At 43.6% G+C, this 23,981-nt stretch carries 27 protein-coding genes; 1 reads left to right on the top strand and 26 read right to left on the bottom strand.

Going from position 1 to position 23,981, the window contains the following annotated elements:
* Nucleotides 1–3 precede the first annotated feature (3 nt).
* The 26 genes from NDN13_RS17385 to NDN13_RS17260 form a co-directional block, all read right to left on the bottom strand.
* The gene (locus NDN13_RS17385) at nt 4–1,545 is read right to left on the bottom strand and encodes an HAL/PAL/TAL family ammonia-lyase (RefSeq protein ID WP_171550305.1); all 1,542 of its coding nucleotides are present in this window, start codon (nt 1,543–1,545) and stop codon (nt 4–6) included.
* A 25-nt stretch (nt 1,546–1,570) separates the two neighbouring features.
* Nucleotides 1,571–2,503: a lysophospholipid acyltransferase family protein gene (locus NDN13_RS17380; protein WP_251116342.1), complete on the bottom strand. Its 933-nt coding sequence runs from the start codon at nt 2,501–2,503 to the stop codon at nt 1,571–1,573.
* The gene (locus NDN13_RS17375) at nt 2,503–3,243 is read right to left on the bottom strand and encodes a glycosyltransferase family 2 protein (protein ID WP_251116341.1); all 741 of its coding nucleotides are present in this window, start codon (nt 3,241–3,243) and stop codon (nt 2,503–2,505) included. Before NDN13_RS17375 ends, NDN13_RS17380 begins: the two co-directional genes overlap by 1 nt.
* Before the next feature lie 10 nt (nt 3,244–3,253).
* A complete protein-coding gene (locus NDN13_RS17370; protein WP_251116340.1) occupies nt 3,254–4,927 on the bottom strand; it encodes an ApeI family dehydratase in 1,674 nt (557 codons plus the stop codon).
* Between the two features lie 6 nt (nt 4,928–4,933).
* On the bottom strand, nt 4,934–5,485 hold the full coding sequence (locus tag NDN13_RS17365) for a COG4648 family protein (RefSeq protein ID WP_251116339.1): 552 nt from the start codon (nt 5,483–5,485) through the stop codon (nt 4,934–4,936).
* On the bottom strand, nt 5,482–5,730 hold the full coding sequence (locus NDN13_RS17360; RefSeq protein ID WP_004802664.1) for an acyl carrier protein: 249 nt from the start codon (nt 5,728–5,730) through the stop codon (nt 5,482–5,484). Before NDN13_RS17360 ends, NDN13_RS17365 begins: the two co-directional genes overlap by 4 nt.
* An 11-nt stretch (nt 5,731–5,741) precedes the next feature.
* Nucleotides 5,742–6,002, bottom strand: a complete 261-nt coding sequence (locus NDN13_RS17355; RefSeq protein ID WP_005206340.1) for a phosphopantetheine-binding protein — start codon at nt 6,000–6,002, stop codon at nt 5,742–5,744.
* The gene (locus NDN13_RS17350; protein WP_251116338.1) at nt 5,986–6,807 is read right to left on the bottom strand and encodes a lysophospholipid acyltransferase family protein; all 822 of its coding nucleotides are present in this window, start codon (nt 6,805–6,807) and stop codon (nt 5,986–5,988) included. The genes NDN13_RS17355 and NDN13_RS17350 overlap by 17 nt, the downstream gene beginning before the upstream one ends.
* Entirely contained in the window at nt 6,792–7,406 is a 615-nt protein-coding gene (locus NDN13_RS17345) for a beta-ketoacyl synthase chain length factor (RefSeq protein WP_251116337.1), read from the bottom strand. Before NDN13_RS17345 ends, NDN13_RS17350 begins: the two co-directional genes overlap by 16 nt.
* 252 nt (nt 7,407–7,658) lie before the next feature.
* Complete coding sequence (gene der / locus NDN13_RS17340) at nt 7,659–9,068, bottom strand: ribosome biogenesis GTPase Der (RefSeq protein WP_159414268.1); 1,410 nt, start codon at nt 9,066–9,068, stop codon at nt 7,659–7,661.
* Nucleotides 9,069–9,244: 176 nt separating this feature from the next.
* Nucleotides 9,245–10,387: an outer membrane protein assembly factor BamB gene (gene bamB / locus NDN13_RS17335; RefSeq protein WP_251116336.1), complete on the bottom strand. Its 1,143-nt coding sequence runs from the start codon at nt 10,385–10,387 to the stop codon at nt 9,245–9,247.
* Complete coding sequence (locus tag NDN13_RS17330) at nt 10,387–11,085, bottom strand: YfgM family protein (RefSeq protein ID WP_167250023.1); 699 nt, start codon at nt 11,083–11,085, stop codon at nt 10,387–10,389. The genes bamB and NDN13_RS17330 overlap by 1 nt, the downstream gene beginning before the upstream one ends.
* Before the next feature lie 29 nt (nt 11,086–11,114).
* Nucleotides 11,115–12,407 (bottom strand): histidine--tRNA ligase, encoded by a 1,293-nt coding sequence (gene hisS, locus NDN13_RS17325; protein WP_251116335.1) that lies wholly within the window; start codon nt 12,405–12,407, stop codon nt 11,115–11,117.
* Nucleotides 12,404–13,519 (bottom strand): flavodoxin-dependent (E)-4-hydroxy-3-methylbut-2-enyl-diphosphate synthase, encoded by a 1,116-nt coding sequence (gene ispG / locus NDN13_RS17320; protein ID WP_004802647.1) that lies wholly within the window; start codon nt 13,517–13,519, stop codon nt 12,404–12,406. The genes hisS and ispG overlap by 4 nt, the downstream gene beginning before the upstream one ends.
* Nucleotides 13,520–13,541: 22 nt before the next feature.
* A complete protein-coding gene (locus NDN13_RS17315; RefSeq protein WP_171551121.1) occupies nt 13,542–14,336 on the bottom strand; it encodes a helix-turn-helix domain-containing protein in 795 nt (264 codons plus the stop codon).
* Nucleotides 14,327–15,133 carry a type IV pilus biogenesis/stability protein PilW gene (gene pilW / locus NDN13_RS17310; protein WP_251116334.1) on the bottom strand — a complete coding sequence of 269 codons (807 nt, stop codon included), beginning with the start codon at nt 15,131–15,133 and terminating at the stop codon, nt 14,327–14,329. The genes NDN13_RS17315 and pilW overlap by 10 nt, the downstream gene beginning before the upstream one ends.
* Before the next feature lie 16 nt (nt 15,134–15,149).
* Nucleotides 15,150–16,385 carry a dual-specificity RNA methyltransferase RlmN gene (gene rlmN / locus NDN13_RS17305; protein ID WP_251116333.1) on the bottom strand — a complete coding sequence of 412 codons (1,236 nt, stop codon included), beginning with the start codon at nt 16,383–16,385 and terminating at the stop codon, nt 15,150–15,152.
* A 121-nt stretch (nt 16,386–16,506) separates the two neighbouring features.
* Nucleotides 16,507–16,938 (bottom strand): nucleoside-diphosphate kinase, encoded by a 432-nt coding sequence (gene ndk / locus NDN13_RS17300; protein WP_004652531.1) that lies wholly within the window; start codon nt 16,936–16,938, stop codon nt 16,507–16,509.
* 107 nt (nt 16,939–17,045) lie between these two features.
* Nucleotides 17,046–17,246, bottom strand: a complete 201-nt coding sequence (gene iscX, locus NDN13_RS17295) for a Fe-S cluster assembly protein IscX (protein WP_004652532.1) — start codon at nt 17,244–17,246, stop codon at nt 17,046–17,048.
* Nucleotides 17,247–17,342: 96 nt separating this feature from the next.
* Entirely contained in the window at nt 17,343–17,894 is a 552-nt protein-coding gene (locus NDN13_RS17290) for a phosphatase PAP2 family protein (protein WP_004802640.1), read from the bottom strand.
* Nucleotides 17,895–17,932: 38 nt separating this feature from the next.
* Nucleotides 17,933–19,204 (bottom strand): glycosyltransferase family 4 protein, encoded by a 1,272-nt coding sequence (locus NDN13_RS17285; protein WP_251118261.1) that lies wholly within the window; start codon nt 19,202–19,204, stop codon nt 17,933–17,935.
* 156 nt (nt 19,205–19,360) lie between these two features.
* Entirely contained in the window at nt 19,361–20,200 is an 840-nt protein-coding gene (locus NDN13_RS17280; RefSeq protein WP_251116332.1) for a symmetrical bis(5'-nucleosyl)-tetraphosphatase, read from the bottom strand.
* Nucleotides 20,200–21,012: a 16S rRNA (adenine(1518)-N(6)/adenine(1519)-N(6))-dimethyltransferase RsmA gene (gene rsmA, locus NDN13_RS17275; protein ID WP_251116331.1), complete on the bottom strand. Its 813-nt coding sequence runs from the start codon at nt 21,010–21,012 to the stop codon at nt 20,200–20,202. Before rsmA ends, NDN13_RS17280 begins: the two co-directional genes overlap by 1 nt.
* 31 nt (nt 21,013–21,043) lie before the next feature.
* Nucleotides 21,044–22,012 carry a 4-hydroxythreonine-4-phosphate dehydrogenase PdxA gene (pdxA, locus tag NDN13_RS17270; RefSeq protein ID WP_251116330.1) on the bottom strand — a complete coding sequence of 323 codons (969 nt, stop codon included), beginning with the start codon at nt 22,010–22,012 and terminating at the stop codon, nt 21,044–21,046.
* 221 nt (nt 22,013–22,233) lie between these two features.
* Entirely contained in the window at nt 22,234–22,587 is a 354-nt protein-coding gene (locus NDN13_RS17265) for a hypothetical protein (protein WP_251116329.1), read from the bottom strand.
* 65 nt (nt 22,588–22,652) lie between these two features.
* Nucleotides 22,653–23,276, bottom strand: a complete 624-nt coding sequence (locus tag NDN13_RS17260; RefSeq protein ID WP_251116328.1) for a hypothetical protein — start codon at nt 23,274–23,276, stop codon at nt 22,653–22,655.
* A 267-nt stretch (nt 23,277–23,543) separates the two neighbouring features.
* Here NDN13_RS17260 and rplM point away from each other — a divergent pair, with 267 nt between their 5' ends.
* Nucleotides 23,544–23,972 (top strand): 50S ribosomal protein L13, encoded by a 429-nt coding sequence (gene rplM / locus NDN13_RS17255; protein ID WP_004652543.1) that lies wholly within the window; start codon nt 23,544–23,546, stop codon nt 23,970–23,972.
* Nucleotides 23,973–23,981 lie beyond the last annotated feature (9 nt).

Raw genomic sequence — 23,981 nt, 5'->3', positions numbered from 1 at the left:
CTCCTAGACCTGTTGCTGGAATTGATTGAACAATTCAAAGTTGTCGAAACGATCAATAATCTGTTGTAGTTCAGTTTGTAAAGGACGATCTTCTTGCAGTAGTGCAAAACTTTGTAAGGTCCACTCGACAAAGGCCTTTAGAGGCGGGCTTAATTGAGATTCAACACCTTTTAAATGCACGGCCTGTACACTGGCACAGCATAAGGCCGCCAAAACCTGCTGCGTCAAGGTAATGACCCGAGTCGCATCTCGGGCGGCAATGGTCCCCATACTGACTTTGTCTTGGTTATGGCATTCGGTCGAACGTGAGAAAATAGACGCGGCCAAGGTATGTTTCAAGGCTTCAGCGGTCCAAGCCGAAACCCCAATTTGTACCGCTTTAAAACCATGATTCAAAGGCAGGCGCTCGGCACTGGCACCCGTTAAATTGCGTGCTAAACCATGATTCATTTTATGGTCAACCAGCTGTGCAATTTGTCGGTCCATCAAGTCGGCAATATTGGCGATCATAATCTTCAAACTGTCCATGGCTTGCGCAATATGCCCGCCATAGAAATGACCACCATGCAGCACCCGTAAATTCACAGGATCAATCAGCGGATTATCATTGCTGGAATTTAATTCATTTTCGATAAATTGACGCAACCAGGTTTTTGAATCTTCAAACACCCCAATAATATGTGGTGCACAGCGTAAAGAATAGCGATCCTGTAAACGTGGACTTTGGTGTGCTGTCTGCACTTCACTGTTCAACCATTCGCGTAATTGCTGGGCAATCTGCTGCTGACCTTGATGCGGTTTTTGAGCAAATAAGACTTCATCAAAATGACTTGGATTACCTTCTAAGGCCAAGACATTTAAAGCGGTAATCAAGGTACTAGCCAAAGCCACCTGTTCTGCTTTTTTATAATTTAAGCAGGCAATCGCCGTCATCACCGCGGTACCATTCATCAGTGCCAAGCCTTCTTTTGGACGTAACACCAAGGCGTCCAAGCCTTGCTCAGCATAGACTTGTGCAATCGGCACAATCTTGCCTTGTGCATAGACATCACGCTCACCAACCAAAGCACCTGCAATATAGGACAGAGGCGTCAGATCACCACTCGCCCCGACAGAGCCTTCCGATGGAATCACTGGAATAATGTTTTCATTCAGCATCCAGACCAGACGCTCTAGCAAGGCCAAAGACACCCCTGAATAACCTCGTGCAAGTGAACAAAGGCGAGTCACCACCACCGCACGGGCAGTGATTAAATCCAGATTTTCACCGAGACCACAGCCATGAAAACGTGACAGATGTAAAGGTAATTCGTTGACCTGATGCATCGGAATTTCAACCAGACATGAATCCCCATAGCCTGTGGTAACACCGTAGATCACGCCTTCATCCAGCAACAGCTGATCCAGAAAATCTGCACCGCGCTGAATCAATTCACGCCAAGCTGTTGCTGTCGGTAAAGCCACTTGACGCTGTTGTCGAGCAACCGCCACCACATCTTCAATACTGAGTGGCTGCTCGCCGACAATCAGAACTGGCTTGAGCATTGCTTCACTTTGACTTGCATTCACGTTATTTTGTCCAAAACTGATAAAAATTAAACCATTGATACGGTGCCCGTAAGCAATGCTGTTCTAATACGGCGACATAGGATTGGGTGATCTGTTGCATGCTACTTAATCGGGTTTTGCGCGGTAAATCAACTTGCTCGGCAATCGCATGAATATGTACCTGAAACTTCTGCTCGGCGCGATAACAAAATACTGCCAGTACAGGAACTTTCAGTAAATTGGCCAAAATCCATGCCCCTTGTGGTAATGCAGCCTCATGTCCCAAAAACTGGATGCTTTGCACTCGATCTGACTGCACAGGAATCCGATCCGCCGCCACGATCACCCACTCCCCCTGCTCCATCTTTTCCTGTAACAGCATCGCAGTTTCAATACCAAGTTCATCTACTGCAATCAAATTGACATCAGCCTTATCATTAATTTTTTTTAAAAACTGATTAAATTGTGAGGCATGTTTTTGATACACCAGTACATTAATTTTTTGTGGATGCTCTGATTTTAGCGCCCGCAGTAGCTCAATATTGCCAAAATGCGACACCACAATAATCGCACCTTTTTGATAGTGTTGCTGGAAGTGCTCATGCCCAAACAATTGCAGTTTTTGCTCGGGAATATGCCCTAACCAGCCCTCAATTTTATCCAGAATACACTCACCAAACTGCATGAAATGCGTATAGCTATTGGTCCAGTTCGGCATTGTTGTAAACGGCGACTGAGATCCTGCAAATTGATGCAAACGTTGTAAATATTGTAAAGAAGCCTGTCGAGCTGTTACCGCAAACAGCCAATACCACATAATAATGAAATACAGTACCACACGGCATAGCCAACGTCCGCCACAGCGATAAAAACCAAGCATCAGCATCAGCGGCAACAGTCCGCCGCGTTCCTTAATCTGGTGCCATGTATCCTGTGAAGTTTGCGGTGTCGTCATCAGTCCGCCTTCAACTTATGCCAAATCAGCTTAGGAAAACGCAGCAGCATCCCTGCGAATAATCGGGCGTGTGCCTGACTTAAGCCCAGATTATCCCGCCACACATTAAAATGTGACACCCCATGTTCAGGATAAATGACTCGTGTAGGCACATTGACAAAGGGGGTATTCTCCCATTTTAAGCGGACCAAGATTTCACTATCAAAGCCCATTCTTGGTTGAAATGGAGCCGCATCGAGTATGGCTATAGTTTTCGCCAAGGGGTAGATTCGGAACCCACACATACTGTCTTTAATCTCGAAAGATAAGCTGTTTAACCACACCCAAAAATGCGTGACATAACGTCCATACAGGCGTTTCTTCGGTACCGAGTCATCAAAGATTGGCTGTCCAATCACCATCGCTTGGGGGTGTTGCTGCGACTGCTCGATAAATTTCGGCACATCCTCCCAGCAATGCTGACCATCCGCATCTAATTGCAGCGCATGCGTCATTCCGCACTGAGCAGCATGTCGCAACCCCGTCATGACCGCTTGCCCCTTGCCTTGGTTGGTCTGATGTTCCACTAAATCAACCAATGGATGCTGTTGTGCCAGTTGATGCAGAATTGCCGTACATTCGGCATCACTACCATCATTGACGAGAATAATCGGACATTGAAATTGTTCCAGATACTCAACAAGATCAGCAAGATAGTGCGGATGGTTATACACAGGAATAACAATGCCAAAGTTCAACATCAGCGGACTCCTAGACCTGTTCAAGCGCAAACAATAAACGCCCTGAAGCCAAGATCTGTTGCGCTGAGGTGATTTCAAAGCTGATTTTATGTAATTTACGGCTTAATTTTAATTGCACCACCGCATAAGGACGAATCAGGTTTTGAAACTTCAATTGCTCAAACCCCTGACACCACTGTAAATCAGACCAACTATTCTTGGCAAACTGCTGAATAAAGCCAATCTGCCCCACACCCGGATAAATCGGTTGGGTTGGGAAATGCCCCTTAAAACATTCCAGTTCAGCAGGAAACTCAAGGCTGAAATATTGTTCATCCTGTTGTTGCCATTGCGATAACACGACTGGCTGTAACATCGGGCTAAATAATGCTTTTAAATAATTTTTATCGCGTTTTGACTGGGTATTTTGTGGGATCTGGCTCAAAAAACGCCACTGTCGCGGAATGGCAATGCTTTCCAGCTGATACTGTAGCTGCTGCTTCAACTGTTTGACAAAAGCGGCTTTACCTATCGTCATTAATTGCTGTTGAGCCTCGGCACTGAGCACCACTATCGCTGCCAGAATTTGCCGATGCTGATGTTCAAGTAAGAGTGTGTGGCTTTGCTCTACTTCCAGCAAGGTATTCAAACTGTGCTCAATCGCATCCAGACTCAAGCGCTTTTCTTCCAACTTGATAATACGGTCCAAGCGACCTAAAAGTTTGAATTGCTTATGGTCGATATTGATCCACTCCGCAGCATCGCCCGTGATAATCCAGCCGGACTCACCTGCATGGTTACTTCGCACCATGAGTTGGGTATTTGCAGCAATCTGAATCTCAACATTATTAAAAGCTGTCCATGCCGCATCATCATATTGACGATGTGCAATGCCTCCGGTTTCTGAGCTCCCGAGTACTTCAACAATCGGAACATTCAAATGTGGTCGGACACCTGCATCTAATTTGCCACCCGAACTGAACACCAGTTCACACTGCTGCAAGACCAGATCCTGCGTCCAGCGTTTCAATAAAGCTGGACTGGAAATCAAGTAGTTGCTCCACCCTTGTTGGGCTAAACGCTGTTGAGCTTGGATGACATCCTCTGGAAACGCCAATTGCGGATTAAAAAAATGACGTCCTGTTGCGAGTGGTAAAAGCAGTTTGAACAGTAAGCCATAAATATGCTGGTGACTGACTGTCGCAATGGCCACGCTTTTCTGCTTGAACTGAAAACTACTGGCTAAGCCAACCACTTCATTGAGCAGTTGCTTCAAAGTACGTTCAATCTTTTTCGGTTCGCCTGTTGAACCCGAGGTAAAGAATATGATCTCAGCCTGATTTAAAAAATCATCATCTTGTATACGAATCAGTTGCGAAAAGCTTTCGTCTACATTCACAGTCGCAGCAACAGGCTGACTGCTCAGAAAGTAAATCTGTTGCTGGGCCAATTGTTGTTCTAAATCTCGAACACGATTGGGAGGTAAAATGATTTTTTTATTGGCCAATAAGCCTGCAAAAAATAATAGCAAAAACTGGTAACTATCTTGTTCCCACAATGCCCAAGTCTCTTGGCTCAATCCCCTGATTGCAGCGGTTTGTTCAGCGACGTCTTGCCAAAAATCGGCATAAGAAATTGTTTTTAATTCAGAGCTAATACACAACGCATTCGCTGAATCAGCATCATTATAAAAAGAAATAGGCATAATATTTTAAGGGGTCGTTTGATTTAAACGTTGATGTCTTTTTCGCAAGATGTACTCACCGAGGAATAAGATTCCCATCAATAGGTAAGACACAAAGCCATTATAAATGATCCAATACGTCATGGGTGCAAATACTGTTATCAGTGCAATCATGGCATTTATTGCAAGGAAGAAGCACCAAACCACGGTGACTTTCCGTGTCCATACTACGCCAGAGGCTGGCAGATCAGGCTCAACCAGACGCGCAAAACGCTCAATCATGGACGGTGGTCGATACAGTGTCAGTGCAAAAATGATCAACGCACCAAGACTCATGCCCACAGGATAAAGCTTGAGCCAAGCATGATCTTTTAAAATCAGGCTCAGTCCTCCGCAAATTATGGCTAAGCCTGTCAGCGGTAACAGCAAATCTTTTTTGGCACTGAGCAAGCGACTCACACCCAAAACGATCAGTAAAACGCTGACCCAGATGAACTGTCCATGCGACAGGCTCCATCCAACAATAAAGGGGTACAACACAAAAAATGTGATCAATACCCCTCTAAGGAGATGTCTCATTCAGCGGTCATGTTCTGAATAACCGCAACAACATCCTGTACGGTTCTGACCGCTTTAAAGTCTTCTGGCTTGACTTGCTTGCCGGTCAGTTCTTTAATTTTAACCACCAGATCGACAGCATCAATACTGTCTACATCGAGATCTTCATATAAATTGGAATCAAGTTGGATATCATCAGGTTCAATTTCGAATAAATCCTGCATCCACTCTCTTAACTTTGCCAGCACCTGTTCTTGAGTTAACATCGATCTACTCCTTAACCTGCTTGCTGCGCTTCAACCAAAGCCACTAAGCTTTGAACTGATTTAAAATGTTGTTTGGTTTCATCTGATTCTGCATTCAAATGAATGTTATAGCGTTTTTTCAATGCCAAGCCCAACTCGAGCGCATCAATTGAGTCTAAGCCCAAACCCTCACCAAAAAGTGGTGCCTCAGTTTCAATATCACTGATGCCAATATCCTCAAGTGCGAGAACATCAATAATCATTTGCTTTAATTCATCAGCAAGATTGCTCATTTTTCGATAACTCATTATTAAAAATTTGATAAAAACCTTGATTCAACTGACGCACCTGTTTCGGTGATACGTCTGAATCTGCCAAGATATCTTGGACTTCAATTGCATCCAATACCTTAATCTCGATATGAAAAGGCTGTGCCGGCACATGATACCATTTTTCATTTTTAGTTAAGGTCGATGGCGTACATCTAATCAAAACTGGACGTACCGGCACATTGGCACGAATCGCAATATTTGCAGCGCCGCGTTGGAACTCATTCAGACATTCGCCTTTTTCGGTTCGCGTTCCCTCAGGAAAAATCAGTAATGAAGCTGCACCTTGCTGTTTTAATCGAAGCACACAGTCTTCAATAAACTGCTGCGAACCCGCATTTAAAATATAACCCGCACTACGCACTGGACCACGTGTAAATGGATTAGACCAAAGCGATTGCTTTACCACACAATTGGCCTGCTGCATCAATCCAATCATCACTACCACATCAATCAAGGTCGGATGATTGGCAATCACCAACTCTTGGCGGCTATGTTGCAGTTTTTCCAGTCCCTCTACGGAGTAGGTCATGACGCCAAGTTTGACCATCATTTCAGTAAAGCCCTTAAAGCTGTAATGAATCACCTGCTGCGCGCGCTGCTGACGCACAACTGGATCGCGACTGCTTAAATGAACCAAAGGTGCGATAACCGTTGCAATCCCAACCCCGCCCGCACCAAAACTTGCAAAGCTGAAACCTGTTGCTGCAACACGCCAAGCATAATTGGCTTTCTGTTTAATCTGATTCAGCTTTAACATTTTTTCCATCTCAACACCGATTGGCCAACTTCTGCAGCCTGCCAAAACTGGTAAAAAGCCAAACTTTCTAATGATTCTGAGCCATTAAGCTGTAAAACTTCCAAATTGGGCTGTTCTAGACTGACGATGCTTGCCAACGCAAATGTGGGAAACTCAACCGCATCAGCATAAACATTTGGCAAGGCTTGATCATATGCCACCACCAACACACGTTGTACGGTAGCTGTTGATTTTAAAACTGCATAAGCCTCGATCAATGCTTCCGTCCATTCACAGCTTAAACTTGTCGAAGGCGTCGCATCCTGACATAGAATCGAATACAAGCCTGCGATCGCATTGTGAACTGAGGTTGAAAATTGTGTTGGTGATGGTGTCTGTTGTTGTAATACGTCTTGAAGAATATCCAAGGTTTTTTGTTCGTCCCCATAGCGGGAGGCCCAGACAATATAATCAACACGCTGGCCATTTAGGCTTGTCAAAGCGCTGCTTAATGCCATTTTTGCCAACGCAGATAAACGACGACGTTGCATGGCAGGAATCGTGTCCAACGCAGCATAATTTTGCTGTGCATCCATAAACTGAGGCTGCGTTAGATGGAGTTTCAACATGCCATGCACAATCCAATATAGTTTAAAAAATAATCAATTTGTAGAAATTTTGCGGTGGCATTATAGCACTCGGACGAAATTTAACAAAAAATAATTTTCATTATATTTCAATGTCTTATATTATTTATTTTTCAATAAAATCCTAAGATAAGTAAAACTAAATAAAATCACGCATTGTTTATATTAATTAACAAAAATAATAACATCAAAAAAGCCCAAAGCAAACTTTGGGCTTTTGGGATCAATTGCAGCTTAACGCTTGAATTTCTTTTCCGCTTTCTTGAACTTCTGAACATAACGGCGTTTACGTGCCGCTACACGCTCATCAACTTGTGATTTACGCCCTTCAAATGGGTTCTCTGACGTCTTAAAGTCAATACGAACCGGTGTTCCTTCAAGTTTATAGACTTTACGGAATACGTTTTCCAAGTAACGACGATAGTCCGCAGGTGTCTTATCCACCTTATTACCATGGATCACGATGGTTGGTGGATTTTGTCCGCCCATATGCGCATAACGCATTTTAATACGGCGACCACTGATCATTGGTGGCTGATGTGCATCTGTTGCATCACTTAAAATCTGAGTCAGTTTCGCAGGAGAAACTTTTAGGTTTGCAGATTCATAAGCACGGTGAATCGATGGATAAAGCTCGCCCACACCCGTCCCATGTAATGCCGAAATCAAATGAATCTTCGCCCATGGAATAAAGTCAAAACGACGTTCCACATCGAGTTTACATTGCTTACGATCATACTCGGTCATGTTGTCCCATTTGTTGATCGCAATCACCATGGCACGGCCTGCTTCCAGCGCATAACCAATCAAATGCAAGTCTTGTTCAACAATTCCTTCGCGGGCATCGACCACAACCACCACGACATGGGCATCTTTCATGGCTTGCAGTGTTTTCACGATTGAGAATTTCTCAATCATCTCATCGACTTTACCTTTACGACGTACACCAGCTGTATCGATCAAGGTATATTGACGGCCATCACGCTCATAAGGAATATAAATCGAGTCGCGTGTTGTACCTGGTTGGTCGAACGCAACCACACGCTCTTCACCCAATAAACGGTTTACCAAAGTCGATTTACCCACGTTTGGACGACCAATAATCGCTAAACGCAGACCTGTGTTTTTATTATGTTCTTCTGGATTTTCATCTTCAGGAACTTCAGCCAATACATCTTCAAGCATTTGCTGAACACCACGCCCGTGGCTCGCAGCAACTTGTAATGGCTCACCCATACCCAGTTTATAAAACTCAACCAGCGCAGCCTCAGCATGAACACCATCAACTTTATTGGCAACCAAGTAAACTTTTTTACCCAGAGTACGCAGTTCACGGGCAATTTGTTCGTCTGATGCCAATAAGCCAGCACGTGCATCCACAACAAACACAATGATGTCTGCTTCATGGATCGCCGTTTTTGACTGCTCTGCCATGTATGAATCAATGCCGCCTTCATTCTCACCAATACCACCGGTATCAACAACAATAAACGATTTATTCTGAAAAACCGCATCGCCATATTTGCGGTCACGAGTTAAACCAGCGAAGTCAGCAACCAAAGCATCACGACTTTTGGTGATTTGGTTAAATAGCGTTGATTTTCCGACGTTTGGACGACCAATAAGCGCAATAACGGGTTTCATAAATTAACCTTAATTCAGACGAGCCATCGTTGATGACATCGTATCAGAAACAGTATGGAAGATTTTGGTGATCAAGTAATCACAATAAAAATTCGGGGTTTTGTTTAAACAAAATCCCCGATCATTCTTTTATTAGCAATAGCTAATTGTGCATTTTACCACAAGCTAGCGCAAAATTAACGATTCTGCCAAATGGTTAATGCACCTTTTCGTGTTGCAACATAGAGCTGATTGTCAATCACGCGTAATGAGCGCACTTCACCACTGGTTTTGGCACGGCCAATCAACTTACCCGAAGCAGGATTAATCAAATGCAGTACACCATCCAAATCACCTACGACCAGATTTTGTCCTAACATGACAGGATTACTGAGCTTACGATTCAACAATTCTTCATTTTGCCAAACCAACTCACCTGTTGCCAAGTTATATGCATTCAACTTGCCATCTGTGGTCGCAACGAAGACTTTATCATCTGCAACTTCAGCACTGTTGGTGCTGCTGGCATCTTCGCTCCACACCACACGTTGTGTTGCAAGATCCGTTACCGTGACTTGGCCTTGGAAGCTTGTTGTCACCAGATATTGACCTGAAACAACCGGATCACCCACCACATCCACTAAACGCTGAATATCTGAACGACCTTCACTAATTGCCACACGACGTTGGAAACGTGGCACACCGCTGATGATATCTAACGCATAAATATAGGCATTGGCAGAACCAATCAGCACAGTACGCTCATCCAAGCTCACAGGTGCTGGCTGACCGCGCAAACTAAATTGCACATTCGGTAGCTTATACGCCCAAACCTGTTGTCCGGTCGCTGCATCATGCGCAAATACCGTACCATCATTGGCAATGGTAATCACACGACCCGACTGAATCAGCGATGGAGATAGAATGGCACCCGACAATTTCGCAGTCCATTTTTGCTCACCAGTCGCTTGGTCTAAAGCAAATAACTGACCTTTGCGATTACCGCTGACCACAATTCCCTCACCTGCTTCTACACCAGCAGTGAGTTCTTGTTTGGTAATTTTACTTTTCCAAAGACGCTGTTTACCTTTGTATGCAGAAACCTGACCATCTGGGTCAATCGCAAAAATCACACCATTGTCTGTATCCAACTGCAAGCGTAACGCTTCAGCAGCATCGGTAGACGAAACACTTTGTGAAAACACAAGGTTTAAATTTTGCTCTTGCGTGATCTTTGGCAATGGATTCGGTTTTGCTTCTTTTACTTTATTGCTTGAACAACCAACGAGTAAAGCTGAAGCAATTGCAATTGCCAAAGGTAGTTTTAGTTTATTCTGCATTAAGACTCATCCACTTTGGTATCTAAGATCGGGCGCTCAAACTCAGGATCATCCACTAAAACGCCAACACTTTCGAGTTTAATTTGTAAAAGCTGACGCTCTTGTTTACGCTCGAGCAGGTTATCCCATGCACTTTGATACGCTTTACGCGCAGACTCATTGTCTTTTTTCGCAACAAAAATATCACCGCGAAGTTCATCAGCAGTCGCCTTGAACGCTGGATCAGTCACGCTCGTTAGGGTTTTCAACGCTTCATCATATTTGCTTTGCGCTAATTGTGCATCAGCCAAACGTAATTTAACAATTTGCACCAAACCTGCATCTTTAACTTTTGAAGTTTCAACTTTCTTCAAGGCTTTTTCAGCAGCGGCGTAGTCTTGCTTGTCATAGGCAAGTTTCGCCATGATAAATTGTGTTTGAATCGCTTGTGCAGAATCCGCATCATCTTTCACAATTTTATCTGCTGTTTCAGATAAGCTGGCAAAGGCATTTGGTTGACCTGATGCCGCTTTCGCCTCATCCATCAACTTCTGTACCTTTGCTGTTTGGTTCTGGGCTTCAGCAAGGTTTTTCTTTTGCCAGTATTCCCATCCGAAAAAGGCAATCAAGGCAATGAGAATTCCGCTAATCATTGCAGAACCATATTTTTTGGCAAACGACTTTAACTGGTCGAGTTGTTCATCATCACTTAAACTCATGTGATTGTCCTTTTCCTAAATTTTGCAATTTATTGTTTAAATTTTTCGATAAAAAATGGCGTCAGCTCAGTGAGTGCAACTTGTGATTGCTCAGCTGTGGCAAGCTCTTTCACCAATAATTGCTGAGATTCCCACTCACGCTCACCCAAGATCACCGCATAGGTTGCACCTGATTGATCGGCCTTTTTCATTTGGCTTTTCATACTGCCTTGTGAACCCGTTTTTAAACGAAGCGAGCTGTTTGCAGCTTCTAACTGATCACGAATTTGCTCAGCCAAGACCAAGGCTTTGGCTTGATATGCAGGTTCAGCTAACAAGAAGATTTCACAATCACGTGCATCTTTGACTTCTGCGACCTGTTCAACCAATAACAGTAAGCGTTCCATCCCCATGGCAAAACCAACGGCAGGCACAGATTGATCTGCTTTACCTTTGAGCTGTCCAACCAAACCATCGTAACGACCACCGGCACATACGGTACCTTGTGAACCCAACATAGTGGTGGTCCATTCAAATACGGTCTTGTTGTAATAATCCAAGCCACGAACAAGCTTTTGGTTAATCACAAACTCAATTCCTGCATCCGTCAGGTATTGTTGCAGTTGTTGGAAGTGATGGATTGAATCTTCTTTTAAGAAATCATGCAGCTTCGGCGCATTTTCCAAAATCTTTTGCGTTGATTCAACTTTAGAATCCAGAATACGTAATGGATTGGTGCTTAAACGGCGTTGTGAGTCTTCATCCAAGGCATCTTTGTGCTGGCTTAAAAACTCAACCAAGGCTGCACGATAGGCTGCACGCTCATCCATTTCACCTAAAGTATTTAACTCTAAGCGCACATGTTCTGCCACACCCATACGTTTCCATAAACGTGCGGTCATTAAAATGATTTCAGCATCGATATCAGGTGTTGCAACACCAAAAGTTTCCACACCAAATTGGTGGAATTGGCGATAACGACCTTTTTGCGGTTTTTCATAGCGAAACATTGGCCCGAGGTACCAGACTCGTGGTGTCGCACCACGCAGCAAGTTATGCTCCAACATCGCACGTACACAACCTGCGGTTCCTTCAGGACGCAAGGTCAGTGATTCTGGCGGTGTACCTTTGTCGAAAAAGGTATACATTTCTTTTTCAACAATATCAGTCGCATCACCAATGGCACGCTTGAATAGACCTGTTTGCTCAACGATTGGCAAACGGATTTGTTGATAACCATATGCATCCATTAACGATGCAAGTTGTTGTTCCAGACTTCTCCAAGCCGCAGTTTGCGTTGGAAGGGTGTCATTAAAACCTTTGATAGCGACGATTGAACTCATGATGAACTACGAATAATGACTTTAGATTTTGCTTCTTCAAGCTCTTGAACACGTTGACGAACCATTGTTTCAATTTCATCAACCAGCTGATTTGTATCAATTAAATGGCTCTTTTCACCATTTCGATAGACCAGTGAACGAGGTGATGCACCGACAATCCCGATATCCGCTTCTTTGGCTTCACCAGGACCATTCACTTTACACCCGATCACAGATAGATCCATCGGAGTACGAATATCTTCTAAACGCTCTTCCAAGGCCTGCATCACTTGAATCACATTGAATTCCTGACGCGAACAGCTTGGACAAGCAATAAAATTAATCCCGTTTGAGCGTAAGCCCAACGATTTTAAAATATCAAAACCGATTTTAATTTCATCTTCTGGTTCAGCAGCCAGCGAAATACGCATGGTATCGCCAATGCCTTCCATCAACAGTCCGCCCAAGGCAATCGCTGATTTGACTGTACCAGTACGGTAAATGCCAGCCTCAGTTACACCAAGATGCAGCGGATTATCAATCTGTTGAGACAACAGACGATAGGCATCCATGGTCAGGAACACATTCGATGCTTTGACACTGACCTTAAACTCATGAAAATCTAAACGGTCTAGAATGTCGATATGACGCATTGCCGATTCAAGTAAGGCCTGCCCTGTTGGCTCACCATATTTGACTTGTAAATCTTTTTCCAATGAGCCTGCATTGACCCCAATACGAATCGAAATGCCGTGATGTTTTGCCGCAGCAACCACTTCACGCACTTTCTGATCCGAACCGATATTACCCGGATTGATCCGTAAACAGTCTGCGCCATAATCCGCAACCGCTAAAGCAATACGATGATCAAAATGAATATCTGCCACCAAAGGTACAGAAACGCGCTTACGAATCGCGCCAAACGCCTCTGCTGCTTCCATCGACGGTACTGAAACACGCATGATATCCGCACCTGCATCTGCACAGCGCTGGATTTGCGCCACAGTTGCATCCACATCACAGGTTTCAGTATTGGTCATACTTTGAACACTGATCGGGGCATCACCACCGACATACACCGAACCGACACGGATTTTTCGTGTTGGACGGCGTTTAATTGGATTCACAATCATCGTATAGCTCTACTCTTTGGCATTAACGAGACAAACGGAATTCTGCTTTTCCATTGACTGTATATGGAGACAAGGAAATTTGCTCCTGATTTAAAGTCAATGCGACTGCGGTCGCGTCATCTAAACGAATTTGAAATGGCGATTCACCACTTAAAGTCAAAGTCGATGCTTGACGACCTGTTGCCAATACTTTACCTGTTGCATCGACAATATGCACAGAAGTTGGTCGGTTAAAATTCAAGACCAATTGGTCACCAGATGTTGCAGTGGTGGTATTCCCCATCGGCAAAATCTGAACATCCGAATTTTTGATCTTAGGCACATCATCTTCATCTTTATGGCTTGATGTCCAATTCTGCACCGCCATAACCGCCAACCATGCTAAAACTGCAACGGCCGCCACGATTGCAATGCGTTTTAACCAGATACGGTTACGCACGCTTTTCGAACCTGATAATTTCCCCATAATTTTAATCGGAGAATTATTCAAGGCATGGCTGGCTTTCAGTCCAGTATCATTAACATAGATTTCATCAAAACGCTGAATAATCGCACTGGCATCTGCATTTAAATGCTTTGCATAAGCACGGTAATAGCCTTTGATGAAGGTCGCTTCTGGCAATGATTTATAATCATCTTGCTCCAATGCTGTCAAGGTTTTGACAGGCATATTCAATACGTTTGCAATCTCTTCAATTTCTTTCTTTTGTGCAATACGAATTTGACGCAAATACTCACCAGGTCGTTGAATATTTCCTAAGGTTGACGATGGCGAGGTTGTGCCAGTTGGCTGATGTGAATTTGGATTTATTTCCATACGGCCTCAGTACTGTACTGTAATTGCAAATAACGTTGATATTCTGGACTATCAGGAAAGAGTGCACGCAGTTGATTGACTAACACTTGCATTCCTAATTGATCCGCATTCGCTCGAGCAATGCGTAAACCAATCCAAAGTGCTCGAGCACCTTGGTTTTTCTGTCCTACATTACGAACATATTGTTCGTATAGTTGCGATGCATCTCTATTATTTTGTTGCAAATAGAAAATTTCCGCCAACTCTAACATTGAAATGGTTGCGTTTCGATTCGCTTGTAGCGCCTGTTTGAATGATTTTTCAGCATTCGCAGCATCGCCCAATCTTAAATAGATTCGCCCTAGGTTTTCCAACGACTGAAACCGTTGTTCATAGCCTAAAGTTGCACCCGCACGGGTAAATTGCTCAATTGCTTCATTATAGCGTTGCTGTTGATACAAATATGTACCGTAATTATTACGCGCTTGTGCATTGTCTGGTTCTGAGGAAATTGCCCGCTTAAAATAAGCTTCTGCCTTTTCCATATTACTGGCGCTGCCTTCTTGTTGCAGCAAGATGCCCATCATCATGTTGGCATTGGCATCACGAGAGTCGACTTTTAGGGCTTGGTCCAGCGAGCGCTTGGCTGCATCTAGATCACGATTACGGATATATTCGGCAGCAAGTTGAGTACGCACTTGCACTGCTTTTTCTGGATCTTTTTTTAATGCTGTCGATGTCGATTGACACGCAGTTAAGCTCAATAAAATAAACCCAACAGCCGTGCTTATAATCGTTTTTGTTCGAGTGATCTTCAACGCCTTTCCCCAAGTATTATCCTTGTGTGCGCAAAATTTCTTGTCGTTGCGCCACTTTCTTTTTCCATTGTTCGGCACGACGAGTACGGTCAGCGACCTGTCCTACCAACTGTCCACATGCAGCATCAATATCATCGCCACGTGTCTGACGAATCGTACACACAAATCCTGCATCCGACAAAGTTTTTTGGAAGGCAATAATTCGGTTACGGCTCGAACGACCATAAGGCGCATGCGGGAACGGGTTAAATGGAATAAGATTGATCTTACTCGGTAGATTTCTTAACAGTTTTAATAACTGTTGTGCGTGCTCAGGTTGGTCATTCACGCCATCGAGCATCACATATTCGATGGTCACGTGACGACGAGAGCTTTCATTGCCATCTTTAGCGAGATAACGTTGGCAAGCCGCGATTAATTGCTGTAATGGATATTTTTTATTAATCGGCACCAATTCATTACGAAGTTCATCGTTTGGCGCGTGTAATGAAATCGCCAAAGCGACATCAATGTCCTGTGCCAATTGATCAATTTTCGGTACGACGCCCGATGTCGATAAGGTCACACGGCGTTTTGACATACCATAAGCGAAGTCATCCAACATCAACTGCATGGAACTGAGTACAGCATCATAATTGAGTAAAGGCTCACCCATACCCATCATCACCACATTGGTCACGGTACGTTCGCGTTCAGCGACTGGCACATCTTCCATATAGGAATAGTTTGCCATCCACAATTGACCAATGATTTCTGCAGGTGTGAGGTCACGTTGGAAACCCTGTTTACCCGTCGAACAAAATGAACAATCCAGCGCACAACCCACTTGTGATGAAATACACAGGGTTTTACGTGCACCTGTTTTATCTTCGGCAGGAATCAGGACAGTTTCGACTAGAGAACCTTCACCATCCCCGACACGGAACACCCACTTTCGGGTACCATCTTTGGAGTAGTTACGATGCACCACTTCAGGCGCTTTAATTTCACAAATCTTTTCAAGTTTTTCACGTAATTTGCCGGAGATATTGCTCATCTCAGCAAAATCAGTCACAAAATATTGATGAACCCATTTCATGACCTGACCTGCGCGAAACTTTTTTTCGCCCAAATCTTCAAAGAATTTTTCTAGTTCAGCTCGAGACATGCCAAGTAAATTTACTTTTTTCTCGGCAGCATGAACGACAGGCGTAGAAACAGACTGTTGTTTTTCATCTAAATTTTCTGATGAAACGACCACTGCAGAACTCATGTACATTTACCTAAACAATATCAGCGCTAAAAATAGCCGTGCATTATTTGCACAACTCAATCTATAAAAAATAAAAAACCAGATAAGTAGTATACCACTTATCTGGCTTGAATACTTTGGATTAACGAGTGCGTGGGCAAATCTCGTTATCAGCAAAGAAGTAAGCGATTTCACGCTCAGCAGAAGCAACTGAGTCAGAACCGTGAGCAGCGTTTTCGTCGATGCTTACAGCGAAGTCAGCGCGGATTGTGCCAGGAGCAGCTTCTTTAGGGTTTGTAGCGCCTAAAATTTCGCGGTGAGCAAGAACTGCATTTTCGCCTTCAAGAACTGAAACAACCACTGGACCAGAAGTCATAAATGCAACTAAGTCAGCAAAGAAACCACGTTCTTTGTGCTCAGCATAGAAACCTTCAGCATCAGCTTGAGAAAGGTGTTTCATTTTAGTTGCAACAATTTTCAAACCTGATTTTTCGAAACGAGCAAAGATGTCGCCGATGTGGTTTTTAGATACTGCATCTGGTTTTACGATAGATAAAGTACGTTCAATCGCCATGATTGACTCCTATTATGGTTTTAACTAAAAAATTTGCCGCATTATACCGATGTCATCGCTAATAATCAGCTTGAATATGCAAAACTTAAGCGTTTTCTGACGAATTTTTAACGAACTTCATCTAGCCATGCCATTTGAATGGCTTCAAGCAAACCTTCAGTTGACTTATTTGGGTCATCACTAAAGTCAGGCAAAGCACATACCCATGCATGTAAATCAGTAAAACGAATCCATTGTGGATCTACATCTGGGTGTGCTTCGGTGAGTTCAATCGCAATATCAATCGTATCTGTCCAACGTAAGCCCATATGACAACCTAAATAAATGAATGTAATTGAGCGTACTTTAACAAATCATACAAATTAAGAGATAGTGTTCTGTCGCTAAATTCGAGATAAAACACCTTACAAAGCGATATTGGCAGTTGGCGCGAACAAGATAATCCCACTGGCAACCGATGCACCAATCATCGCCCCCACAATCACATCACTTGGATAATGCAGACCGAGTACCATTCGAGATAAGGCAACCAAAATGGTGAATGGCAACATCAATAGCAATAGTAGCGGTTGAATATAGCCCAAAGTGATGGTCACCATGACCGCATGTAAAGTATGGCCTGATGGAAAACTAAAATGATCGAGTGGTCGCTCACCCAACACAATCACCTGATGCACCTGATAGGGTCTTGGCCGTGTGGTTTTATTTTTTAAAAACTTATAGATCAAGGTTCCGACAGAACCTGCCGCAATCACATATAATATTTGCAGACCGTATGCCAGACCTTGCATTGCCCATACAGACAACAACATGACATACCAAAATGGCCCATCCCCCAAACGACTGATCGTTTTAAAAAATAAAGCGATCCGTTGGGACTGAGACAGATGGTTGAGGTAAACACAGCCCTTTAAATCTAAATCGAGTATTTTTATTTTTGCATTTTGAAGATTCATACGATTTCTCCTCTTTTTGAGAGTAGCTTAAGTCGCGGTCATGGGAGACTCCTCACGACTTGGTACAATGCTTGTTCTAATTGTTGTACTGGGAACTGCCAACTACTTTGCTGCACACTTTCACTGGCCAACAAGCCCATTTGTCGTAATTGCGGCAAGGCAGGTAATTGGCAAATCGATTGAATAAGATGATCTGTTTGCCCCAATGGACTCAACCAACCAGTGACATTCGGTTGTACATGCTGATGGGCACAGACATAATCATAAGCCACCACCGCTAAGCCGCTGGCAATCGCCTCTAGAACTACATTACCAAAAGTATCGGCTTGGCTGGCAAAGGCAAACACATCAGCACTGGCATACGCGGCTGAGAGTTCACGGCCACTCAGACTGCCCATAAAGATAATGTCATCCGATTGTGCCATCTTGCCTAGACGGGCACGATCTGGGCCATCACCGACAATCACAAATTTGCTATTTTTGCCTTGTTGCGCCTGTAATGCATGAAAGCTTTTAATCAGTACATCGACTTCTTTTTCGGGTGATAAACGCCCAACATACAACATCACTCGGGTATCGGCATCGACACCCCATTGTTGGCGCAGTTGTTGTGAACGATGTTTGGTCGAGAATTTTTCAGTATCCACACCACGCCCGACCACCACCAATGGGCACGTCACACCGAAACCACGTAAAGCTTGTTCGGTATATTGACTCGGCACACAGGTCACATCGGTACTGTTATGAAACCACGTTAAATAGCGCTGAATCGGCTTAACCAAGAAAGCCAAGTCAAAGAAGCGGCTGAAATCATGAAAGGCTGAATGAAAACCACTGGAGACTGCGATTTTTCTTGATTTTGCTGCTTGTAAGGCAGTTAAACCCAAAGGCCCTTCTGTGACGATATGCACAACATCTGGAGCAAATTTTTCAAAGGCTTTGGACACTTTAATATATTGCGGCCAACCAAACTGAATACTTGGATATTTCGGAATCGGCTGTGACATCACCAAGCATTCTTGTTCAGGGTGAAATTCGGTACAGACTGCTTTTTGGGTTGGTCGTACCAATAAAATCTTATGTCCAAGTCGTTGTAGACCTTGGCACAATTGCATCATCGACAGCGCCACACCATTGATTTCGGGTGGCCATGTTTCGGTTACAATGGCGATTCGGAGACGAGGACGAACTAAATCACGAAGTTCAGACAATTCATCTTGTTTATTTTTGAGTTGTTTCCTTTTAAAGTAAAATTTAAAATTTTCAGGAAACTCTTGCTTGAATAGAGATGTCGCGTATGTACTCTGCATATCGCCATCCATTTGTGTCGTTATTTTCATGCTTTCAGCTTAAAAACATTATTTGACACTTTAATGATCAGTCTATGACAGTTTTTTGACAGTCTTAAAATAAAAAATGCCCAATTTTAGTATAAAAATGGGCATTTAAAAGAGATCACCAACGGATCAAGCCAAAGGATTATCCACCGCAAACATGTGTTGATCTTCCAAACGGAACGCCATTAATTGCTGTCCCCAAACACAGCCACCATCGACATTTTGAATTTGAGCGCTAATGGTCTTGCCCTGCAAAGCCGCCCAATGTCCAAAAATCAACTGATGGGTCTGTGCTGCCTGACTTTCAAACTCAAACCATGGTTGGAAACCCTCAGGCATCGGTGCATCGAGCGCATCTTTAAAATCAAACTCTAAACGGCCTGTTGCATCAGTTAACCGCATTCGAGTGAGATAATTGGTAATACAGCGTAAGCGTGCCATACCTGTGAGTTCATCTGACCATAGATCAGGTTGTGAACCATACATCTCGGCAAGAAAGCCATCCAAAACCGAAAGATTGTCATGACCCACCACCTGCTGTACTTCTTGTGCCAATGCCACAGTTTGTTCAGCATTCCAGATACACGGCACACCTGCATGAGTAATCAAAGTCTGTACATTTGGAGATAGGCTTAATGGCTGTTTACGCAACCAATCAATCAACTCATCGCCATCAATGGCATCAATCACTTCTTGAGTATGATCTTTGTCTTTGGCCTTTTTAAAACCTCGTGCGCAGGCAATCAAGGTCAGGTCATGATTACCCAGTACAGTTGCAGCAGCACCACGATCCGCCAGTTTTTTAATAAAGCGTAAAGCACCCACCGAGTTTTCACCACGTGCAACCAGATCACCCGCAAACCATAAAAAGTCTTGGTCTGGATCAAAGCGGATTTCTTTTAGCAACGCTTTCAGTGCTTCAAAACAACCTTGTACATCACCAATGACATAGTTATAGCGCTTAGACATCAAGCCACCATCTGATCAGAGAGTGCGACAAAGTCAGCTAGGCTTAAGGTTTCTGGACGTGCCATCGGATCAACGCCTGCTTTCTCAAAGCCATCTTCCACCAACATGCCTTTTAAGCTATTGCGCAAGGTCTTACGTCGTTGCGTAAACACATGCCCCACTAAACGTGCCAATGCTTTCTCATTTTTTGCCACAATCGGTTTAACCTCATAAGGTTCTAAACGAAACACTGCTGAGGTCACTTTTGGTGGCGGATTGAATGAGCCTGGTGGCACTTCAAACAAGAAGGTTGGCTTACAGTAATACTGGATCATTACCGATAAACGACCATATTCTTTGGTGTTTGGCGTTGCTGTAATACGATCAACCACTTCCTTTTGCAACATAAAGTGCATGTCTTTGACTTTGTCACCAAACTCCAAGAGATGGAACAACAAAGGTGTTGAAATGTTATATGGTAAGTTCCCTACCACGCGCAGTGGACGACCATCTTGAAACAGTTGTGTGAAGTCGTATTTCAACGCATCGGCTTCAATAATGGTCAAACGCTCAGGATGTGGCACACGACCCGGTAAGCCCGCAGCCAAATCGCGATCCAGCTCAACCACAGTTAACGCATCACATTCGCCAATTAAAGGTGAAGTCAATGCCGCCAAACCTGGTCCGATTTCGACAATATTTTCGCCCGCACGCGGATTCACTGAGCGTACAATTTTGGCAATCACACGTTGATCATGTAAGAAGTTTTGACCAAAACGTTTTCGAGCCTGATGCCCTTCATCTTTAGGGTTTAGGGCATTAATTTGATACATAATAATTCCAACGTGAATAATTTCTTGCCCATCACTGACGGGCTAAATCAAGTGCTAAATCCACTGCGACATGCAAGCTTGATGCTTTTGCCTGTCCAGTGCCTGCAAGAGAAAGTGCGGTACCATGATCGACCGAAGTTCGAATAAATGGTAAGCCTAATGTAATGTTAACAGCTTCACCAAAGCCTTGTGATTTTAACACAGGTAGGCCCTGATCGTGATACATCGCTAAAACAGCATCAGCATCTTTTAAATTTTCTGGGGTAAATAAGGTATCTGCGGGTAAACTGAGGCTCATGTTAATCCCCTGCGCGCGATAACTTTCCAACACTGGATTGATTACCTCAATTTCTTCCCGACCTAAATAGCCATCCTCACCTGCATGCGGATTCAGACCACACACTAAAATACGTGGTGCAGCGATTTTAAATTTGGTTTTTAAATCATAAATTAAAATATCAATGACTTGCTGTAGACGCTCTGTGGTAATGGCATCAGGCACATCCCGCAACGGTAAATGAGTCGTCGCTAAGGCAACACGTAAGCTTTTGGTTGCCAGCATCATCACCACACGCTCAATACCAGCAAACTCTTGGTAATATTCGGTATGTCCGCTAAATGCGATGCCCGCGTCATTAATAATTGATTTTTGTACAGGTGCTGTAGCCACACCCACACTCTGCCCAGACAACGCATAATCGGCCGAACGACGTAATTGTTCCAACACATAAGCCGCATTGGCTGAATCTAGCTGTCCTAAAATAACCGTTTTGGCTAAAGGCACATGCTCAACAAAAAGTTGTCCTTTCAAACTGGACTGGGACTGCCCTTGATATGCAATCAGCTCGACCTTGATTCCTAACTGATTGGCACGTTGTTGCAACATTTCAATATCAGCCAATACCACCAGCGGACGTTCATCCACACGATCAGCAAGACTCAGACAAATATCAGGTCCAATTCCAGCAGGTTCACCTGAAGTGACATATAAAGGAAGCATACATACCGCCAAGCTTTTGATTCCCTTCTAGTGTAACCAAAATCTAAAAACAGCTACAGCCCTACATTTTTATAAATATAGTTTAAACGTCATCCCTGCCTATTCTCTTGAACCAATGCAAAAGGAAATGTCATCGCACTGCATTGTAAATTCGTAAAAACCTGCCAGAAAATTGCCTAACTTAAGTTTATATAAACTTCGCAATGTTTCTGGTCAGGAATCTAGTCTTCAGCTTTTCGTGGCAAATGAAACTCTGTATTTAGCCAGCCGAACTGATGAGCAATTTCTGAAAAGAAAATTAAAAACACCGCCACAACACTGGCAATAAAAAGCCATTTCCACAGCTGACGATGAATATGGGGAAAACCCTGTGCCGGGATGAATAAAAAAATCAGTCCACCTGCGAAATAAAACAGATATGGAAAAGGAGTGAAATGTATCAACATGCTCACTAAAGCCACGCCAACCATACCACTGAAACCGTAATAGCTACAGGACAAGGTAACCAGCACCACATAGGTTGCTACAAAACCGAACAGGCAGCCCCAAAAAAACTGTTTAACGCGCAATATCATGACTCTTCTTTATTTGGATTCACGCTCATAAAACATTATTTTACCCGCTCAATCAAGCAGATACCTCAGCGCTCAGTTGGCGGTGCTTTAGACAGGTTCTGCGGAACTAAATTAGAAGGTACGAACTCAACCTTGCGTGTCCATGGATTGATCTTAGGCTGTACTTTCTTTTCAGCCTGCGCTACCACTACTTCTTCTTTTTTCTCAGGGACAGCAACAGCACTCGCGGCTTTATCTGCCAATGGATTGCTAACTGTTTCTTTTTTTTCAGCTACCTGTACAACCTGAGTCTCTTTCTTCTCTACAGGCGTTGTCGCAACCACGGCACTGGTTGGACGTATATATGGAGCTGCAATCACACCTTGTTTCACCACCGTTTGTGTGGTTGGTTGCTGAACAGGCTGTGCCGTTGTATTGGTCGCTTGCCCTTGTAAATTCATTTGATCGACAGGAATCTCAATCGCTTTCATTTCCGTAGTCACAGCCATCGCAGGGTCAACGTGATCGTTGCCACGACTTTCTAGCACCTCAAGCTTGCGACTGGTACCCTCTTTGGGCTGAAACTCTGAATAATTGGTGACGCTGGTTTGATCTACCCATTTATAAAGTCGTCGTGCATTGGTTTGTGTTGAACAAACGCCGATCAATAATGTGACTACAACAATTTTTGTAGAAAACGACAACTTCATCAAATTCCCCAAGAGAAGAGGTAAATACTTCTATTTATTTCAAATGTTTGCTATAAAAATAATAGATCAAACCCAATCCCCTCTCAAGCTAAATAATAGATCACTCAGCTCAGCGCATATTAGTTCCCAAATCAGTCACATTGCAGCAATTTGTGACGTCTCAGGTGATTTTTTCTTGTGTGTTTTTATAAACTCATGTAGAATTCGGTCTCCTTTTGTTTGGACAGATTTTACCGTCCAAACCAACTATAATAGGTAGTGGTTTAAATGAAAACTCTCAGCGCTAAGCCAGCTGAAGTTCAACACGACTGGTATGTTGTTGATGCTTCTGGCAAAACTTTAGGTCGCCTTGCGACTGAAATCGCTCGTCGTTTACGCGGTAAGCACAAGACTTCTTATACTCCTCACGTTGACACTGGCGATTACATCGTTGTGATCAATGCTGAACACGTTCAAGTGACTGGTAACAAATCACTTGATAAGAAATACTATCGCCATACTGGTTTCCCTGGTGGTATCCGTGAGACTAACTTCGAGAAGTTAATTGCTCACAAACCTGAAGCAGTTTTAGAAAAAGCTGTTAAAGGTATGTTACCAAAAGGTCCTCTTGGTTATGCAATGATCAAAAAAATGAAAGTGTACGCTGGTACTGAGCATCCTCATACTGCTCAACAGCCACAAGTTTTGGACATCTAAGGGATACAG

Source organism: Acinetobacter sp. C32I (assembly GCF_023702715.1).
Classification (GTDB): Bacteria; Pseudomonadota; Gammaproteobacteria; order Pseudomonadales; family Moraxellaceae; genus Acinetobacter.
This window is presented reverse-complemented; position numbering and strand designations above follow the sequence as displayed.

Bases quoted from the DNA above. Each gene is read 5' to 3' on its own strand.
- NDN13_RS17360 (WP_004802664.1), bottom strand. From the start codon at position 5,730: ATGTTAACTCAAGAACAGGTGCTGGCAAAGTTAAGAGAGTGGATGCAG.
- NDN13_RS17350 (WP_251116338.1), bottom strand. From the start codon at position 6,807: ATGGAAAAAATGTTAAAGCTGAATCAGATTAAACAGAAAGCCAATTAT.
- NDN13_RS17285 (WP_251118261.1), bottom strand. From the start codon at position 19,204: ATGCAGAGTACATACGCGACATCTCTATTCAAGCAAGAGTTTCCTGAA.
- NDN13_RS17345 (WP_251116337.1), bottom strand. From the start codon at position 7,406: ATGTTGAAACTCCATCTAACGCAGCCTCAGTTTATGGATGCACAGCAA.
- NDN13_RS17265 (WP_251116329.1), bottom strand. From the start codon at position 22,587: ATGATATTGCGCGTTAAACAGTTTTTTTGGGGCTGCCTGTTCGGTTTT.
- NDN13_RS17355 (WP_005206340.1), bottom strand. From the start codon at position 6,002: ATGAGCAATCTTGCTGATGAATTAAAGCAAATGATTATTGATGTTCTC.
- der (WP_159414268.1), bottom strand. From the start codon at position 9,068: ATGAAACCCGTTATTGCGCTTATTGGTCGTCCAAACGTCGGAAAATCA.
- ispG (WP_004802647.1), bottom strand. From the start codon at position 13,519: ATGATTGTGAATCCAATTAAACGCCGTCCAACACGAAAAATCCGTGTC.
- pdxA (WP_251116330.1), bottom strand. From the start codon at position 22,012: ATGCTTCCTTTATATGTCACTTCAGGTGAACCTGCTGGAATTGGACCT.
- NDN13_RS17385 (WP_171550305.1), bottom strand. From the start codon at position 1,545: ATGCTCAAGCCAGTTCTGATTGTCGGCGAGCAGCCACTCAGTATTGAA.
- NDN13_RS17370 (WP_251116340.1), bottom strand. From the start codon at position 4,927: ATGCCTATTTCTTTTTATAATGATGCTGATTCAGCGAATGCGTTGTGT.
- NDN13_RS17380 (WP_251116342.1), bottom strand. From the start codon at position 2,503: ATGACGACACCGCAAACTTCACAGGATACATGGCACCAGATTAAGGAA.
- hisS (WP_251116335.1), bottom strand. From the start codon at position 12,407: ATGAGTTCAATCGTCGCTATCAAAGGTTTTAATGACACCCTTCCAACG.
- NDN13_RS17375 (WP_251116341.1), bottom strand. From the start codon at position 3,243: ATGTTGAACTTTGGCATTGTTATTCCTGTGTATAACCATCCGCACTAT.
- rsmA (WP_251116331.1), bottom strand. From the start codon at position 21,012: ATGTATCAAATTAATGCCCTAAACCCTAAAGATGAAGGGCATCAGGCT.
- ndk (WP_004652531.1), bottom strand. From the start codon at position 16,938: ATGGCGATTGAACGTACTTTATCTATCGTAAAACCAGATGCAGTATCT.
- rplM (WP_004652543.1), top strand. From the start codon at position 23,544: ATGAAAACTCTCAGCGCTAAGCCAGCTGAAGTTCAACACGACTGGTAT.
- bamB (WP_251116336.1), bottom strand. From the start codon at position 10,387: ATGCAGAATAAACTAAAACTACCTTTGGCAATTGCAATTGCTTCAGCT.
- NDN13_RS17330 (WP_167250023.1), bottom strand. From the start codon at position 11,085: ATGAGTTTAAGTGATGATGAACAACTCGACCAGTTAAAGTCGTTTGCC.
- NDN13_RS17365 (WP_251116339.1), bottom strand. From the start codon at position 5,485: ATGAGACATCTCCTTAGAGGGGTATTGATCACATTTTTTGTGTTGTAC.
- NDN13_RS17315 (WP_171551121.1), bottom strand. From the start codon at position 14,336: ATGGAAATAAATCCAAATTCACATCAGCCAACTGGCACAACCTCGCCA.
- NDN13_RS17260 (WP_251116328.1), bottom strand. From the start codon at position 23,276: ATGAAGTTGTCGTTTTCTACAAAAATTGTTGTAGTCACATTATTGATC.
- NDN13_RS17280 (WP_251116332.1), bottom strand. From the start codon at position 20,200: ATGTCTAAGCGCTATAACTATGTCATTGGTGATGTACAAGGTTGTTTT.
- iscX (WP_004652532.1), bottom strand. From the start codon at position 17,246: ATGGGCTTACGTTGGACAGATACGATTGATATTGCGATTGAACTCACC.
- NDN13_RS17290 (WP_004802640.1), bottom strand. From the start codon at position 17,894: ATGAATCTTCAAAATGCAAAAATAAAAATACTCGATTTAGATTTAAAG.
- rlmN (WP_251116333.1), bottom strand. From the start codon at position 16,385: ATGAGTTCTGCAGTGGTCGTTTCATCAGAAAATTTAGATGAAAAACAA.